Here is a 15445-nt window from a genome sequence, read left to right on the forward strand (position 1 = left end):
CTCACAGCTCATGAAGAGGTCAGCACTCATCGCCGCAGGTGCGCTCCTTCTCGGACTTGTCACCGCCGGCCAGGCGCACGCCGCGGAGCACCCGCCCGGCTGCGCGAGGGTGACGCAGATCGGCAAGACCGGCCACGTCGGCGACCACGGGCAGACGTGGGCGTCGGTGAAGCAGTTCAAGGGCTGCGGCAAGAACTGGGCCTACGTCTACACGTGGACGGAGACCCACAACGCCGGCGCGCCGTACACCCCGAAGCTCCTGTCCATCGAGCAGTGGGCGCACAAGGACGCGCGGGAACCGTACGGGCACCCCGGCCTGGTCAAGGGCAAGTACCGCCAGAAGGAACTGTGGTCCACCGGCACCGACACGCTGAACGACTGCACGTCCGCCTACGTCGAGTGGTACTCGGGCGCCATGACCTACGCAGCGCGCACCGACATCCGCTGCTGACACCCCCGAGCCGGAGCGGCACTTTGGCCCCCCAGCGGGGTGCCGCTCCGTTGATGGTGCCGTCGGGACCCGAAGCCCAAACCTCTCCTCGGGTCTCGGCGGCACCTTCCAGAAGCTAGGCGGCCCCCTGGGACGAGCTCATGAACGTCACCAGGCTCGACGACAGCTCGTCCGCGGCCTCGTTGCCCCGCAACCGTTCCGCCTCCTGCTTCAACGGCCGCATCCGGTCCCGCGTGCGCACCGAACGGATCGCGCCGGACACCGCGATCGCCTGCTCCCCGATGTCCCGCGCCTGCTCGGCCTCGTTCTGCACCAGGTAGTTCATCGCCAGGGCGGCGAGCCGGAACGACTGGCTGCGCGACGACTCCTCGCCACCGTCCGAAATGGCCCTGGTCAGCAACGGGATCGCGGACCGCGCGTACTTCACGTCACACGTGCGGGCGAGTTCGGTGTGCACCATGCCGCCGATCGACACCAGGTCGGCCAGGTCGAAGAAACGCGCCCACGGCGGTGCGTCCTCACCCTCCGCACGATCGAACTCCTCCTCCGCACGCGCGAATTGGCGCAACGCCTGCTGTTCGGCGCCCATCTTCGCGAACGCCCACGCCTCGTTGGCGTGCAGAATCGACATCGCCAGCGTGGAGCCGCTGGCCTGCGCGATGGGCAGTCCGCGTTGGAACGACGCCAGCGCGTCCTCGGCGAGTTCGTAGTGGAGGTGCACGCGGCCCATCCGGTAGTGGATGTTCGCTTCCAACGCGCTGTTGCCCGACTCCCGCGCGAGGTCCATCGCACGGCCGAAGTGCAGGTGTGCGGACTCCAGAAGTCCCATGTCGAACGACGCCCAGCCGGTCAGGTTGTGCAGGTCCGCGATGGCCACCTGGAGCCTTTGCAGGACCCGCCCGGACGAGCCGGCGTCGAGCAGTGGGTTCGCCCAGTTCAGCAATGCCACGCAGGCGTCCCGGCAGGCGCCGCCGCCGTATTCGTAGTCCAGCGCCCGTAGCGCACTGGTCAACGTTTCGACATGCCGCACGTCTGTTTTATCCACGCGAGCTGGAAATGCGCCGCTGTCGAACATAGCTGGTCCTCCTGACGTGCGCCGGATACCCGCAGTACAGATACCCGTTACACACCGCCGGTACTCACCGCGCCGCCGTCACGATCCCGCTGTTGGGCCTGGTCGGGAAGGGTCTTTCGACTCTCCCCGCACACGGGCGCGCGACCACCACAACGCCGTGGTGGTCGCGCTTACGATTCTGGACGAACGTGGTGTTCGGAAAGGGGCCATCGAGGTGTCAGCAAAGAACAACTGAATTGATTTCCAGTGATGACATCTCACCGGAACAGCCCATCAAGTCACTCTTCCAGGGTCACCACCTGGGCCGGGCACCGATCCACCGCGTCACGAACGCCCGGCAGCAGCTCGGCGGGCGGTTCGGCGATCACGACGATGCCGAGCCCGTCGTCATCGGACTGATCGAACACGTCCGGTGCGGCGAGCACGCACTGGCCCGATCCGATGCACTTCGTCTGGTCTATCCGGACGGTCATCCCCACACCACCGGGATCGCGGACGCGCCGTAGGTGATCATGTCCTCGCGGAAGGTCATCTCGGCCACGGGCACCGCGGGCCGGATGTCCGGGAAGCGGGCGAACAGCGACTGCAGCAGGATCTGCAGCTCCGCGCGGGCCAGGTTCGCACCGAGGCACTGGTGCGGGCCGAAGCCGAAGCCGAGGTGCGACACCGCCCGGCGTTCGAGGTCCAGCTCGGACGCGTGTGGGCAGAGCTCCTCGTCCAGGTTGGCGTGCAACGACACCACCGCCCACTCACCCGCGCGGACGGTCACGCCGTCGACCTCGACGTCCTCGATCGCCTTGCGCGCGATCCCGGCGCCGCCGAGCCGGCCGATCGTGTACCGCATCAGCTCCTCGACGATCACGTCCGCGCGGCTCGGGTCGCGGCGCAGGATCTCCAGCTGGTCGGGGCGTTCGAACAGGGTGAGCGTGAAGAGGCCGAAGAAGTTCGAGGTCGTCTCGTGCCCGGCCACGAGCAGGCCGATGGCGAGCATCATCAGCTCTTGCATGTCGAAATCGGTCTCGTTGACCATCAGACCGATCATGTCGCTGGTGTCGCCGGAGGCCTGCTTCTCCGCGACGACCTTGCCGATCACCTCACCGAGCTCGGCGGCCTTCGCCTCGTACTCGGCCCTGGAGCCGTTCTTGCCGAGCATCTCCCTGGCGGTCGCCTGGAACAACGCCTGGTGCTCCGGCGGCACGCCCAGCAGCTCGGCGATCACCAGCGACGGCACCGGCAGGCACAGCGCGGACACGAGGTCGGCGGACGTGCCGGCGCGTTCCATCTCGTCGAGGTGCTCGTCGACGATCCGCTGGATGCGCGGCCGCATCTCGGCCATGCGCTTGACCATGAAGCCGCGGGACAACGGACGGCGCAGGCGGAGGTGCTCCTCGCCGTCCAGCGCGTTCATGTTGCCGGGCTGCGCCGAGTCGAGCACGGGCTCGCCTTCGGTGCGCATGTCCGGCGCGCCGTCCCGGTTCGCGCTGAAACTCTTGTCGGAGAGCACCTTCCGGACGCCGGCGTAGCTGCTGAACATCCAGCCCTCGACGCCGTTGGGCCAGATCATCTTCACCGGGCCGTTGCTGACGGCCTCCTCGAAACCGGCGGGCGGACCGAGCGGGTGGACGCGGTTCTCGTGCGGGACCGGGCAGACGGCAGCTTCAGTCACGGGAGCTCTCCTCAACAGAACAAAACTGTTCTTTTGAAACCATGACCGAACGTAGCGAAGAAACTACGATCTGACGAGTTATTTGGTCCGAAAGGTCCCGATCAGCGGTCTCAACAGGCCGTCGACGATGCCGTCGATCACGCCCGGCTCCTCCGAACGCAGGACGAACGTCGAGATCAGCGCAGTGATGAGGATGTCGGCGTCGAGGCCGTCCGGCAGCTCACCGCGTGCCTTCGCCCGGTCCACGGCGATCTGCAGGTGAACGGTGTAGGCGCGGTCGATGTGCTCCGCGCGCAGGCACGCGAGATCGGCGTCCTGACGGCTTCCTTCCAGCAGCCCCAGGAAGATCCCGGCCGTGTCGAACGGCATCGGCTCGCCCCACGACCGCAGGATCTGGCGGACGTCCTCGGCGAACGTGCCCTCGTCGGGCTGCGGCAGATCGGGCAGGTTGGCCTTCAACGCCTCGGTGATCAGCCGGGCCTTCGACGGCCAGCGCTGGTAAAGGCTCGCCTTGCTCACGCGCGCCCGTCCCGCGACGAGGTCCATGTTGAACCTGGCGTAGCCGACCTCGGCCAGGACGCCGAGCACGGCGGCGAAGACCTCCTGCAGGCGCGCCGGGGTGTCCAGGGGCGTGCGACCCAACCCTGCTCCTCTTCAGTTCGTGCCGCGGCTCAAGTGACGTGCACCGTACCGCCGGGCGCGTCCTGGAGCAGTCCCGTCCTCTGCACCGACATCCAGCGCAGCTGCGTGCCGTGCAGCGCGGTGATCAACGACTGGATCACCACCGCGTACATCAGCTGCCGATAAACGATCTGCTGCAACGGATACGCCCACAACGGCTTGAGCGACTCGCCGTCCAGCCGCAGCGCGTAGCCGGCGCTGGCGGTCTGGATCAGCAGGAACGCCGCCCACACGATCAGCGCGAGAGGTGCGTCCGCGACGAGGAAGCCGTACAGCACGAACAGGTCCATCACGGGTGCGAGCAACGGCAGCAGCAGGTGGAACGCGAACAGGTAGAGGAGCCCGAACCGGCCCATCGGCCCGCTCTCCACCAGCGCGCCGCGATGTTTCCACATGGCTTGGAAAGTGCCGTACGACCAGCGATAACGCTGCCGGAAAAGGCCGCGGACCGTGGTCGGCGCCTCGGTCCACGCCTTCGCCTGCGGCCGGTACGCGACCCGCCAGCCCGCCCGCGTGACCGCCATCGTGAGGTCGGTGTCCTCGGCGAGCGTGTCGTCGCTGACGCCGCCGACGTCGGTCAGCGCGGCCCTGCGGAACGCCCCGACCGCGCCCGGCACGGTCGGGATGCAGCGCAGCGCGTGCAGGATCTGTCTGTCCAGATTGGACCCGGCGCAGTACTCCAGGTGCTGCCAGCGGCCCAGCAGGCGCTTTCGGTTGCCGACCTTGGCGTTGCCGGACACCGCACCGACCTGCTCGTCCGCGAACGGCTGCACGAGCTCGCCGATGGTGCCCGGTTCGAAGATCGTGTCGCCGTCGAGCAGCACGAGGACGTCGTGCCGCGCTCTTCTGATCCCCGCGTTGAGCGCGGCCGGTTTGCCCTGGTTGGCCTGTCGGATCACCGTGACGCCGGGGAGGTTCAGCTCCTCGGCGCGGTCCGCGGTGCCGTCCGTCGAGCCGTCGTCGACCACGATGATCTCGACATCGGCGCAGTGGGTGTTCGCGGCGAGCGACCGGACGGTGGCGGCGATGTTCACCGCCTCGTTGTAGGCGGGGATGACCACCGAGACCGGCGGCGCGATCCACGGCGGTGGCGCCAGCGCGCTCTCGCGGCGCAACCGGCGGTCGGTGTGCGCGAGGCCGAGCTGCATGAGCGTGCGCAGGAGACCGAGCAGTGCGGCGATGGCGATCGCCGTGCCCAGCAACGCCAGCACCACGCCGCCGTTGCGCTGCGACCACGCGAGGACCGCGCCGGTGAACCGTTCGGACGCGGTGGCCGCGACCGGTTGGTCGTCGCTGACCGGCACGAACCGGTGATCGGTGCGCGCCAGCTCGCGGGTGATGTCCGAACCGATGCTGCCGTCGTCGTGCAGCCGGATCACGCCTTTGCCGTCCCGCAACGACATCCGCAGCAGCGTGCCGATGTCCTGGTGGTCGCGGTCGCCGCTGTCGACCTCGATCGGCGCGCCGACCAGTCGCGTGTGGACACCCAGCACGTCGGCGAGGGCGGCCTGTGCGAACGCCAGGTTCAGCGGGTTGGTGTGGTCGCCCTCGGCGCGGAAGCCGTCGATGCCGATCTGGTGCCCCTCGGCCGCGATGCGCCGGACCACCTCCGGGTTGCGGGTGGCCTGCACGCCGGTGACGAAGAAGGTCGCCTTGATGCCGGCTTCGCCCAGCGTGTCGAGGACGCGCGGGGTCCACTTCGGGTCCGGGCCGCCGTGGAACGCCAGCGCGAGCGTGCGTTCCGGCAGTTCCCGGGTCTCCCTGGCGTGCTGCACCGGCTCGGGCCTGGTCGCGGTGTAGGAGTGGAACGAGACCACGCACATCAGCACGAACAGCGCGAGCGGGATGGAGATCCAGTGCAGCCGCGGCGGCCGTCTCACCACACTTCCAGCAACGTGCCACCGACCACCGCGGTGAACATGACCAGTCCACTCACGACGGTCAGGCTGACCAGCTTGGCGGCTACCCGTCTGCCACCGGTGCCGTCGACGAAGACCTGCATTCCTTCTTCCCCCAGGTGAAGACGCGGACGAGCGCCACCACGACGGCGGCACCGACCGCTGCCGCGAGCCACGGGAACCCGTTGACGAACCACGGGACCGCGTCCGCGGCGAACTCTTTGCTGTTCCCCCACAACGCCTGCCGCTGTGCTTGCCGGTCCCAGGCGGCGTTGCCCATGGCGACCACGACGAAGACGACTGGTGGCGCCGGTGCCACCGTCCACAACCCCACGCGACGGACGAGTGCGGAGGCGATCACCGCACCCGTCACCAACCAGACGCCGAAAGGCCAGCCGAGGTTGTCCCCGTCGACCCAGATTCCCGTTTGCGCGAAAACCGCCAGCACCGCGAGCGCCGCAAGACTCGGCAGCTGAACCCCCACGACCTCTAGGATAGTCAAGGGGGTGTCCTGTTCATGCGATCTCGTGGCCGCTATCACCGCGCGGCCGGTCTGGTAGTCCTGCGCACGGTGTGGATCGCCGTGTGTCTTGCCGTGCTCGTCATCTCGGGCATCGCCTGGTCGACGGTGTCCACGATCTCGACCGGCGTCGAGCGCTCGTACGCGATCCCGGACGACGCACCGCGCTCGGGGTCCGGCCGCAACATCCTGATCATGGGCCTGACCACCCGGCTGGACCTGCACGGCGAACCGCTGCCGGACGACGTGCTGCGGCGCATGCAGGCCGGCGAGAGCGACCGCGGCGGCTACAACGCGAACACGCTGATCCTGTTGCACATCCCCGTTTCCGGCCCCGCGGTGGCGATGTCCGTGCCGCGCGACAACCTCGTGCCGTTGTCATCGGGCGGCGAGGGCAAGATCAAGGAGGCGTACGGCCGGGCCAAGATCGCCGAGGAGGACCGGCTGCGGGCGTCCGGCGTGCACGAGAAGCGCGAGCTGGAACGGGCCGGGCGCGAGGCCGGGCGGCGGGCCCAGGTGCAGACCGTGTCGGCGTTCCTCAAGCAGCCGATCGACCACCTCGTGGAGATCTCGCTGATCGGGTTCTTCCACATCGCCGAGGGGCTCGGTGGCGTGGACGTGTGCCTGCGGGGTGCGGTGAAGGACCCGTTGTCCGGCGCGGACTTCCCGGCCGGACCGCAGCACCTGGACGCGGCGCAGGCGTTGTCGTTCGTGCGGCAGCGGCACGGCCTCCCGAACGGCGACCTCGACCGCACGAAGCGCCAGCAGGCGTTCCTCGCCGCGGTGTCCAAGCGCTTGAAGGGTGCGGACCTGACGGTCGTGCAGGCGATGATCGACATGGCGAAGCAGGACGTCGTGCTGGACGCGCGGTTCGACCTCAGCGAGTTCGCCCGAAACCTGCCGAGCGAGGTGCGGTTCGAGACGCTGCCGGTCGAGGGCGGGGCGAAGGTGGGTGGCCAGGACGTGAACGTCGTCGATCCTGACAAGGTGCGGGCCAAGGTCTTCGAACTGGCCACCGCGCCACCTCCGCCGCCTCCCAACGACGGCGTGCCCTGCGTCGACTGAAAATGATGAAGGGAACCTTCATCCATCACCCGGACGGGTTAGTTTCGGCGTTCGGTCACCCAGGTCGCGATCTGCGCCCGTGAGCTGAACCCGAGCTTCTGCAGGATCCGCTCCACGTGCCCCTCGGCGGTCCGCCGCGCGATCACCAGCCGCGCCGCGATCTCCTTGTTCGACATGCCACCGGCGATGAGGTCGGCCACCTGCTGCTCGCGCCGCGTCAACGGCGTGGCGTCCACGACCGGCGCCGGTTGCTCGACCAGCTCGTCGCCGATCGCGAACGAGATGGCGTCCTCCAGTTCGAGGTCCATGCCCTTGCGGAACACCGCGCGGAACTCCTGCTCCCCCAGCGCGGTGATCGCCGCCTCCTCGCACTCGCCGTGCGGCGTGCCGAAGTACCGCGAGCCGAACATGGGATAACCGACCGACTGCCAGATCTCGCTGGTGGCGCCCAGCAGCGTCGCCGCGCGCGCCGCGTCGCCCTGCGAGGCCGAGATCCAGGCGAGGACCTCGATGGCGAGCACGATGCCGAGCAGGTCGTGGAACGTCCGCTTGATCCGCAGGCACTCGCGGCCGAGCTGGTCCGCCCGCGCGAGGTCGCCGCTGACCCACGCGCACAACGCCAGCACGTAGATCGCGTACGCGTGCGCCCACAGCTCACCGTGCTCCTCGCCGACGGCCTTGGCCTCGACGCAGAGCCGTTCCGCGGCGGCGAAGTCGTGCTTGAACGTCGCGGAGATCGCCAGCTCGATGCCGGCGAGCATGGTGTGGCTGTTGACCGTGCCCTGGCTGCGGTAGAGGACCATGGCCTCCTGGAACAGCCCGTCGGCCTGGTCCAGGTCGTCGCCGACGAGGTACGTGCACGCCAGCCGGTGCGTCGCGTAGGCCAGCGCGGGCCCGTCACCCGATGATCGGGCGTACTGGCGGCACTCCTCCAGCATGGCGGCCGACGACGTGAGGTCACCCTGCAGCGTCGCCACGTACCCGTTGACCCACAGGGCTTTCGCGCGATCCGCGCCGGTCTTGGCGGTGGTGAGCGCTCGGTCGAGCCAGTACCTGCCCTCGCCGAGCATGCCGCAGCCGGCCCAGTAGAACCACAGCGTCGAGGCCAGGTGCACGCCGCGGTCGTTGTCCTGCTCGAAGCAGAAGTCCAAGGCGGACCGCAGATTCGCGTGTTCCAGGCGGGTGCGCGAGAAGATCTGCGGCTGGGAGGGGCCGAACCACTCCTTTTCGCGGCGCTCGGCCCACTCGATGAAGTGGTCGCGGTGGCGTTCCCGCATCACCTGCTCACGGCCGGCGCCCCGCAGCTTCTCCAGGCCGTACTGGCGCAACGGCTCCAGCAGCCGGAAGCGCGTGCCGCACGGGTGCTGCTCGGCCACCACGACCGACTTGTCGACCAGGCCCGAGAGCGAGTGCATGATCTCCTCGGCCGCGACGCTGTCGCCCGAGCAGACGCATTCCGCCGCCTCCAGGTCGAACGTGCCGGCGAACACCGAGGCGCGGGCCCACAGGATCTGCTCCGACCTCGTGCACAGGTGGAAGCTCCAGTCCACCGCCGCCTGCAACGTCTGGTGGCGCGGGTCGCCGCCGCGTTTGCCGTCCCCGAGCACCCGGAACGTGTCGTCCAATCTGGACAGCAGGTGGTCGAGCGTCAGCACCCGCAGGCGCACCGCGGCCAGTTCGATCGCCAGCGGGATGCCGCCCAGCAGCGTGCAGATCTGGCCGACCGTGCCGAGGTTCTCGCCGGCGACGGCGAAGCCCGGTTCGACGGCGACCGCGCGTTCGGCGAACAGCTTGACGGCCGGGTCCTGCGGCAGCGGCGCGACCTGCCAGAGGTGCTCGCCGTCGACCCCCAGCCGTTCGCGGCTCGTGATCAGGACGCGCAGGCCGGGGACGCCGCGCAGCAACGCGGACACCAGGTCGGCGGTGGCCCCGATGACGTGCTCGCAGTTGTCGAGGACCATCAGCGCCTGCCGGTCGCGAAGATGTTCCACCAGGACGGTGCGGTGCTGGCGGACCGTGTCGTCGTGGACGCCCAGCTGCTCCAGGACGGTGTGCACCACCAGGTCGGAATCCGTGACGCCGCCCAGTTCGACGAACCACACCCCGTCGCGGAACGCCCGGTGCGTCTCGGCGGCGGCCCGCAGCGCCAACCGGGTCTTACCGACGCCACCGACACCCGTCAGGGTGACGAGACGCGACTCGGACAGCAGTCTCCTGACCTCGGCGACGTCTTGCCTGCGGCCGACGAAACTAGTTGTGTCAGCAGGCAAATTGCCTTTTCGACCTGGGGAAAGCGAACCGCCCACAGCGGCACCCTAGGTCGGCGCGATCTCTTGCTGCAACGCGGTCCCCCGTAGGCACCAATGCCGAAACACGGGTAGTTACCCCCTAGGGCTCCTTTTCCGCTGTCACCAATCTTGAAAGCCGTGACGCGCGCCTGCGGGAGGGGACGGGATCATGGCCGGTGACAGCAGAGGTCTCGACGTGGACGTCCGCGAGCAGAACGACGTGCTCATCGTCCGTTTCTCCGGGCACCTCGACTGGTCGACGTACATGCGTGTGCAGGACGTGCTGCTCGACTGCGCCACCAAGGAGCTCGTCGGCGTCGTGGTGGAGCTCGACGAGCTCGTCGCCGAGTCGCCCGCTCTGCTCGTGGTGTTCGACGTCGTGTGGCTGTCCGCGGCGCGGTGGCCGGGCATCTCGCTGAGCCTCGTCGTCGGTGATCACCAGCTGCGTTCCACGCTGGAGTCGCGCGGTCTCCCCCGCCACATCCCGATGCACACGACGACTCAGGCCGCGCTGGCCGCGGTGGTCCGGTTGCGGCACGAGGACCGGGTGGACGCGGTGCTGCCGACGTGCCGGTGCCTGCCGCACGTGGCCGAGCGGATCACCGAACGGGCCTGCGAACGGTGGGGCGTGCAGTCGTTGCTCGACGTCGCGCCGCAGGTGGCCGTTGAACTCGTGTCGCACGTCGAAGATGAGAGCCCGCTGGCGCTGCTGTTGCGCATGCGTGGGGACAAGTTGTCCGTTGCCGTGCGCACGACGACACGGCTGGATCTCCGGCAGTGGCACATCATGCGGCGCAACGTCGCGTCCATCGCCGTCTGCAACTTCTCCATGGGCGAGACCCCGGCCGGCGGCGAGCGGCACGTCATCTGGGCGTTGCTCGACGTGCCGGCGGACAGCCAGCGGCCCCCGAGCTATCTCCCGGAGGCCGCCGTCTTCACCCACCAGGCTTAACGCTTCCGGGTCGTTCTACTGGGCGTGGCTCGCGGCGATGCTCGTGCGGCACGCCCGGACAACCTGACGATTCGCCGCCGTGTCCGGCGTTCCTGTCCCACACCTCGGACAGAAGAGTCGCGCTGTCGTCTCGTCGACGAGAACCTCGAGAGGGCTGCTGCACGGGCGGCACCACCGGTGACCGGTGACGGGCATGACGTGGTCCGGCGAGGCGACGCACTGGTGCAACCAGCAACGATGCAGGCCGCACGTCACTCTGGCGTGGGGGTCGAGACCGAGTTCCTCGGCCAGGTCTTCGGCACGGAGCACTGCGGTCAGCGTCGTGTCCTCCGTCTCGAAGGAGGTCACCAGCCGCAGGTGCGCACGTCGCCTCATGTGAAGCACATTGCCCCTATCGCTTAGGGCCGGTATACCCGCATTTATACCTGTTTAATCGTCGCTTGCGCCGAATTCCATTCGGCATAGAACCCTCTTCTCACCCGGTCGTGGGCACCCTACGCTCGGATTCAGACCGCGCGGCGCAGAGGTATTCCACATGGCAGATCCTGCGTACTTCCCTCCACCGCACTCCGCCCGCATCGGCATGAGCGATGTGGAACAGCTGGAGTCGCAGACCCGATCCCTGCGGTCGGTCGACTACCAGTACGGCGGAGGGGCCTGCCGGGACGCCGTCGTCGTGCGGATCTACTGGGCGCAGCAGCTGCTGGCCGCCGAGACCTCCGACGTGGTGCGGTCGCGGCTGTTGTCGGCCGTGGCGGATCTGCACAACCTGGCCGGGTGGACGTCGTTCGACAGTGGCCAGGTCGGAGCGGCCTATCACCACTTCGATCGCGCTTTGGATTTCGCGCGTCACGACGAGGACCTGACGACCAACATCGTGTACCGGCGCGGGCGCGTGCACCTCCATCACGGCGCACCGGGTGATGCGTTGGCGTACTTCCAGAGGGGCGCGCTGGCACCGTTGGCGTCGAGCATCATGTACTCGAACGAGGCGTGGGCGTACGCGCGTCAGGCTCGTTCGACAGAAGCGTTGCGTGCTCTGGGGAAGGCTCAAGACTCGTTCGCGCGCGCGGATCTGTCGCACGTGCCGGACTGGGCGCGGTTCCACGACGAGACCGACCTGACCGCGATGATCGGCACCGTCCACGCCGAGCTCGGCGACACCAGGAACGCGATTCCGGCGCTCTCCACCGCCATCGAACGGTTCGGGCCGACGATGGCGCGCAGCTGGACGTTCTGCCTGATCTCGCTGGCCTCGTGCCACTTCATGGACGGTGACGACGACCAGGGGCAGACCATCGGGATGCAGGCGGTGAGCGCGGCCGAGGGGTTGCGGTCGGAGCGGGTGTGGGACCGGATGCGGCCTCTGGTGCAGACAGCGGCCGTTCGCGGGGTGTCGTTGCGCTGAGTCTTTGCACAACCCGAACATTCGGCGGACTCGGCTCTGATGGTGCTCGGCCATCGTTCTGTGCCATGAACCTTTCGCGAATCGGTGTGACTGTTCTCGGGTTGCTGCTGCTGGGTGCCGGGACCGCGTCGGCTCAGGAGCCGATCACGATCAGCCCGGAGAAGGTGCAGCAGATCTGCACGAATCGGGTGCCGCGGGTCGAGGCGCGGGTGAAGGCGCTGACCGAGCGGATCAACGGCAACCCGGAGGTGCTGGGCTCCAAGAAATGGCTGGAGCAGCGCGCTTCGGACGCCCGCACGGCCGGCAACACGGCTCGTGCGGACGTGCTCGACGCCCGCGTGAAGCTGCGGGACGCGCAGCTCGTGAAGCTGGGCAAGGCCTCCGAGCGGGTGTCGAAGTTCAAGTCCGAGCACTGCGGGTCCAAGTGAGGTGGCTCGCGGCCGCCCTTCTGGTGGTCTCGTTGACGGCGTGCCGGGGTGAGGCGCCGGTGTCGGACCTCGATGATGTGGAATCAACGTTGAACAGCATCGAGTCCGACATCAACCAGCCGGGGTGAACGCGTGGAACGTGGCCTGGTGCTCGTCGTGGAGGACGAACCGGCGATCGCCGAACTCGTCGCGCTGTACCTGCGGCGCGACGGCTTCGGCGTGCGGGTGGAGTCCTCGGGGGACGCGGCACTGGCCGCGGTCCGCTCGTTGGCGCCGGTCGCCATCGTGCTGGACGTCGGTCTGCCCGGCATGAACGGCATCGAGGTCTGCCGCGCGCTGCGAGCGGCCGGCGACTGGACCCCGGTCCTGTTCGTGACGGCCCGCGACGACGAGGTGGACCGCCTGCTGGGCCTGGAGCTGGGCGCCGACGACTACATCACCAAGCCCTTCAGCCCGCGCGAGCTCGCCCTGCGCGTGCGCACCGTCCTGCGGCGCGCTTCCGGTGGTGTCGCTTCCGAGGTGCTGGAGGTGGGCTCGGTGCGGCTGGACGTCAGCGAACGGCGTGCCTTCGCCGATTCCACCGAGGTGTCTTTGACTTCAACGGAGTTCGGTCTGCTTGCATACCTGATGAAACATCCGCGCCAGGTGTTCTCGCGCGAGCAGCTGCTGAGCGCCGTGTGGGGCTACTCGTCGGTCGCCGGCACTCGCACGGTGGACGTGCACATCGCGCAGCTCCGCGCCAAGTTCGGTTCGCTTAGTCCTATTCGGACGGTGCGCGGCGTCGGCTACTCGGCGGACGCGTCATGAACCTCGCGGCCCGGATCGCCCTGCTGTGCCTGGGAGTGGCGTTCGTCGCCGTCGTGGTGGCCGGCTTCGTGTCGATCCGCCTGGTCCTCTCCACGTCCCAGCAGGTGAGCCGCGAGTTCCTGCGCGACCAGGCCGACGTCGTGGCGGGCCAGATCTCCAACAACCGCATCGAACAGGTGCTGGAGGGCCAGGGCATCGCGATCGTCCGCATTTCGGCTTCCGGCGAGCTTTCCGGCACCGATCGCGCGGCCGTCCGCGCCGCCCGCGAGGCGTCCGTCGACCGCGTTTTGAACGGCGGTCCGGTGTCGGAGGTGAGTGGCCGCCTGAACGTGGAGGCGCGCGCGTCCGGCGCTGGTGGCTTCGCCCTCGTCCAAGAAACCGAAACCACCGGCACCTACCGCAAACTGCTCCGCAACATCCTGTTCGCCCTCGGCATCGGGTTGCTGGTGGCCTGTCTGGCCGGGCTGGCGCTGGGTAGTTTCCTGGCCCGCCCGCTGCGCCGCGTGGCCTCGGTCGCGCACTCCATGAGCACGGGCCGCCGTGATCTCCGCGTCCCCGTCTCAGGTCCCGTCGAGCTGGCCGAGGTGGCCACCTCCGTGAACCTTCTGGCAGACGCCCTGCAACGCAGCGAATCCCGCCAACGCGACTTCCTGCTCTCCGTCTCCCACGAGCTCCGCACCCCGCTGACCGCCGTGACGGGCTTCGCCGAGTCCCTGGCCGACGGCGTGGTCTCCGGCTCCCAGGTCGCGCCGGTGGGCACGGTGATCCTCGACGAGGCCCGTCGGCTGGACCGCCTGGTCACCGACCTGCTGGACCTGGCCCGCCTGGGCGCCGACGACTTCCGCCTGGACATGGCCACCGTGTCGTTGGAACCCGTCGTCCGCTCGGCCGCCGAGGTCTGGCACGCCCGCTGCCACGCCCGCGGGGTGCACTTCTCGTTGGACATCACCGCTTCGCCGGTCGTGTTCGCGGACGCACGGCGGTTGCGGCAGGTCATCGACGGCCTTCTGGAGAACGCCCTGCGCGTCACGCCGGCCGGTCGCCCGGTCGTGCTCGCCCTGTCGTCGGTGCTGGAGGTGCGCGACGGAGGGCCTGGGTTGGCTGCCGAGGACTATCCGGTGGCTTTCGATCGTGGCGTGCTGCACGCGCGGTACCAGGAGTCGCGGCCGGTGGGCACGGGTGTGGGGCTCGCGTTGGTGCACGGGCTGGTGACGCGGATGGGCGGGACGATCAAGGCCGGGCCGGCGCCCGAAGGTGGGGCGGCTTTCACCGTCACTTTGCCTGCGGCAGCTTGACCTTCTTCTTCGACCCCGGCGACGACGGTGGCGGCACCACGGGCCCGATGTCCCCGTCAGGCGCCTGGTCCAGGTCCACGATGACCGGCGCGTGATCGCTGGGCCCGGTGCCCTTGCGCGCGTGCCGGTCGATCCAGGCCGCCTGCACCCGCGGGGCAACGCTGTCCGAAGCCAGGATCAGGTCGATGCGCATCCCCAGATCCCGGTGGAACATGCCCGCGCGGTAGTCCCAGTAGCTGAAGATCCGCTCGTTGGGCCACCGGTCCCGCACCACGTCGTGGAACCCCAGCGCCTGAAGAGCCTGCAGCGCGGCGCGTTCCGGCTCGGTGACGTGCGTCTGCCCGATGTACGCCTCGGGATCGAAGACGTCGGCATCGGTCGGCGCGATGTTGATGTCGCCGCACACCACCGCGTCAGCCGGCCCGGCTTCGAGCACATCGCGCAACGCGGCGAGCCACTCCAGCTTGTACTTGTAGTGGTCCGACTCGGGCTCACGACCGTTCGGGACGTACAGCGAGTGCACGCGCACCCCGCCGCACGTGGCAGCCACGGCACGGGCCTCGACATGCGGGAACCCTGGCGCGCCGGCGATACCCACGGCGACATCGTCGAGGCCTACGCGGGACAGCAGAGCCACGCCGTTCCACTGCGTTTCGCCGAACAGCGCCACCTCGTAGCCGCGGTCGGCCAGCTCGGAGCCGAGCAGCGCGGTGAAGGCGTCGTCGGCCAGCTTGGTCTCCTGCAGGCACACGACGTCCGGCTTGCGCTGGTCCAGCCACGGCAGGAGCCGGGGGACGCGCTGCTTGACGGAGTTCACGTTCCAGGTCGCCACTCGCACGCACTCAACCGTAGTCACCCGCTCTCGAACCCGCATCGAGCCGTAAACTCGGCGGCACGAGTTCTGGGGGGAC

Annotated in this window: 17 protein-coding genes; 7 read left to right on the forward strand and 10 right to left on the reverse strand. The window is 68.9% G+C overall.

From position 1 onward, the window contains the following. Positions 1-10: 10 nt before the first annotated feature. A complete protein-coding gene (locus LFM09_RS24300; protein WP_414098828.1) occupies positions 11-451 on the forward strand; it encodes a hypothetical protein in 441 nt (146 codons plus the stop codon). Between the two features lie 115 nt (positions 452-566). Here the strand turns inward: LFM09_RS24300 and LFM09_RS24305 are convergent, their stop codons facing one another. The 7 genes from LFM09_RS24305 to LFM09_RS24335 form a co-directional block, all read right to left on the reverse strand. Then, a complete protein-coding gene (locus LFM09_RS24305; protein ID WP_414098829.1) occupies positions 567-1481 on the reverse strand; it encodes a hypothetical protein in 915 nt (304 codons plus the stop codon). Between the two features lie 323 nt (positions 1482-1804). Then, positions 1805-1999 (reverse strand): ferredoxin, encoded by a 195-nt coding sequence (locus LFM09_RS24310; protein ID WP_414098830.1) that lies wholly within the window; start codon positions 1997-1999, stop codon positions 1805-1807. Beyond that, on the reverse strand, positions 1996-3192 hold the full coding sequence (locus LFM09_RS24315) for a cytochrome P450 (protein ID WP_414098831.1): 1197 nt from the start codon (positions 3190-3192) through the stop codon (positions 1996-1998). The genes LFM09_RS24310 and LFM09_RS24315 overlap by 4 nt, the downstream gene beginning before the upstream one ends. Before the next feature lie 78 nt (positions 3193-3270). After that, positions 3271-3834 (reverse strand): TetR/AcrR family transcriptional regulator, encoded by a 564-nt coding sequence (locus tag LFM09_RS24320; RefSeq protein ID WP_414098832.1) that lies wholly within the window; start codon positions 3832-3834, stop codon positions 3271-3273. 29 nt (positions 3835-3863) lie between these two features. Further along, positions 3864-5753: a bifunctional polysaccharide deacetylase/glycosyltransferase family 2 protein gene (locus tag LFM09_RS24325; RefSeq protein WP_414098833.1), complete on the reverse strand. Its 1890-nt coding sequence runs from the start codon at positions 5751-5753 to the stop codon at positions 3864-3866. Then, on the reverse strand, positions 5750-5875 hold the full coding sequence (locus LFM09_RS24330; protein WP_414098834.1) for a hypothetical protein: 126 nt from the start codon (positions 5873-5875) through the stop codon (positions 5750-5752). The genes LFM09_RS24325 and LFM09_RS24330 overlap by 4 nt, the downstream gene beginning before the upstream one ends. Next, the gene (locus LFM09_RS24335) at positions 5836-6255 is read right to left on the reverse strand and encodes a DUF6542 domain-containing protein (RefSeq protein WP_414098835.1); all 420 of its coding nucleotides are present in this window, start codon (positions 6253-6255) and stop codon (positions 5836-5838) included. Before LFM09_RS24335 ends, LFM09_RS24330 begins: the two co-directional genes overlap by 40 nt. 33 nt (positions 6256-6288) lie before the next feature. Here LFM09_RS24335 and LFM09_RS24340 point away from each other — a divergent pair, with 33 nt between their 5' ends. Further along, positions 6289-7356 (forward strand): LCP family protein, encoded by a 1068-nt coding sequence (locus LFM09_RS24340; RefSeq protein WP_414098836.1) that lies wholly within the window; start codon positions 6289-6291, stop codon positions 7354-7356. A 38-nt stretch (positions 7357-7394) separates the two neighbouring features. Here the strand turns inward: LFM09_RS24340 and LFM09_RS24345 are convergent, their stop codons facing one another. Beyond that, on the reverse strand, positions 7395-9626 hold the full coding sequence (locus tag LFM09_RS24345; protein WP_414098837.1) for an ATP-binding protein: 2232 nt from the start codon (positions 9624-9626) through the stop codon (positions 7395-7397). Positions 9627-9813: 187 nt separating this feature from the next. On the opposite strand from LFM09_RS24345, the gene LFM09_RS24350 reads away from it, so the two are divergent. Then, complete coding sequence (locus LFM09_RS24350) at positions 9814-10596, forward strand: hypothetical protein (protein ID WP_414098838.1); 783 nt, start codon at positions 9814-9816, stop codon at positions 10594-10596. Between the two features lie 15 nt (positions 10597-10611). Here the strand turns inward: LFM09_RS24350 and LFM09_RS24355 are convergent, their stop codons facing one another. After that, positions 10612-10971: a hypothetical protein gene (locus tag LFM09_RS24355; protein WP_414098839.1), complete on the reverse strand. Its 360-nt coding sequence runs from the start codon at positions 10969-10971 to the stop codon at positions 10612-10614. Positions 10972-11131: 160 nt separating this feature from the next. On the opposite strand from LFM09_RS24355, the gene LFM09_RS24360 reads away from it, so the two are divergent. The 4 genes from LFM09_RS24360 to LFM09_RS24375 all read left to right on the forward strand — a co-directional run bounded on the left by LFM09_RS24360 (position 11132) and on the right by LFM09_RS24375 (position 14534). Further along, the gene (locus tag LFM09_RS24360; protein ID WP_414098840.1) at positions 11132-12004 is read left to right on the forward strand and encodes a hypothetical protein; all 873 of its coding nucleotides are present in this window, start codon (positions 11132-11134) and stop codon (positions 12002-12004) included. A gap of 65 nt (positions 12005-12069) precedes the next feature. Continuing rightward, positions 12070-12432: a hypothetical protein gene (locus LFM09_RS24365; protein ID WP_414098841.1), complete on the forward strand. Its 363-nt coding sequence runs from the start codon at positions 12070-12072 to the stop codon at positions 12430-12432. Between the two features lie 132 nt (positions 12433-12564). Beyond that, positions 12565-13239 (forward strand): response regulator, encoded by a 675-nt coding sequence (locus tag LFM09_RS24370; protein WP_414098842.1) that lies wholly within the window; start codon positions 12565-12567, stop codon positions 13237-13239. Then, complete coding sequence (locus tag LFM09_RS24375; protein ID WP_414098843.1) at positions 13236-14534, forward strand: ATP-binding protein; 1299 nt, start codon at positions 13236-13238, stop codon at positions 14532-14534. The genes LFM09_RS24370 and LFM09_RS24375 overlap by 4 nt, the downstream gene beginning before the upstream one ends. Here the strand turns inward: LFM09_RS24375 and LFM09_RS24380 are convergent. Then, positions 14512-15408, reverse strand: a complete 897-nt coding sequence (locus LFM09_RS24380) for an exodeoxyribonuclease III (protein WP_414098844.1) — start codon at positions 15406-15408, stop codon at positions 14512-14514. The genes LFM09_RS24375 and LFM09_RS24380 overlap by 23 nt on opposite strands. Positions 15409-15445: the final 37 nt, after the last annotated feature.

Source organism: Lentzea alba (genome assembly GCF_047445655.1).
Lineage (GTDB): Bacteria > Actinomycetota > Actinomycetes > Mycobacteriales > Pseudonocardiaceae > Lentzea > Lentzea alba_A.

Bases quoted from the DNA above. Each gene is read 5' to 3' on its own strand.
- LFM09_RS24355 (WP_414098839.1), bottom strand. From the start codon at position 10,971: ATGAGGCGACGTGCGCACCTGCGGCTGGTGACCTCCTTCGAGACGGAG.
- LFM09_RS24350 (WP_414098838.1), top strand. From the start codon at position 9,814: ATGGCCGGTGACAGCAGAGGTCTCGACGTGGACGTCCGCGAGCAGAAC.
- LFM09_RS24330 (WP_414098834.1), bottom strand. From the start codon at position 5,875: ATGCAGGTCTTCGTCGACGGCACCGGTGGCAGACGGGTAGCCGCCAAG.
- LFM09_RS24375 (WP_414098843.1), top strand. From the start codon at position 13,236: ATGAACCTCGCGGCCCGGATCGCCCTGCTGTGCCTGGGAGTGGCGTTC.
- LFM09_RS24360 (WP_414098840.1), top strand. From the start codon at position 11,132: ATGGCAGATCCTGCGTACTTCCCTCCACCGCACTCCGCCCGCATCGGC.
- LFM09_RS24300 (WP_414098828.1), top strand. From the start codon at position 11: ATGAAGAGGTCAGCACTCATCGCCGCAGGTGCGCTCCTTCTCGGACTT.
- LFM09_RS24340 (WP_414098836.1), top strand. From the start codon at position 6,289: ATGCGATCTCGTGGCCGCTATCACCGCGCGGCCGGTCTGGTAGTCCTG.
- LFM09_RS24380 (WP_414098844.1), bottom strand. From the start codon at position 15,408: ATGCGGGTTCGAGAGCGGGTGACTACGGTTGAGTGCGTGCGAGTGGCG.
- LFM09_RS24365 (WP_414098841.1), top strand. From the start codon at position 12,070: ATGAACCTTTCGCGAATCGGTGTGACTGTTCTCGGGTTGCTGCTGCTG.
- LFM09_RS24310 (WP_414098830.1), bottom strand. From the start codon at position 1,999: ATGACCGTCCGGATAGACCAGACGAAGTGCATCGGATCGGGCCAGTGC.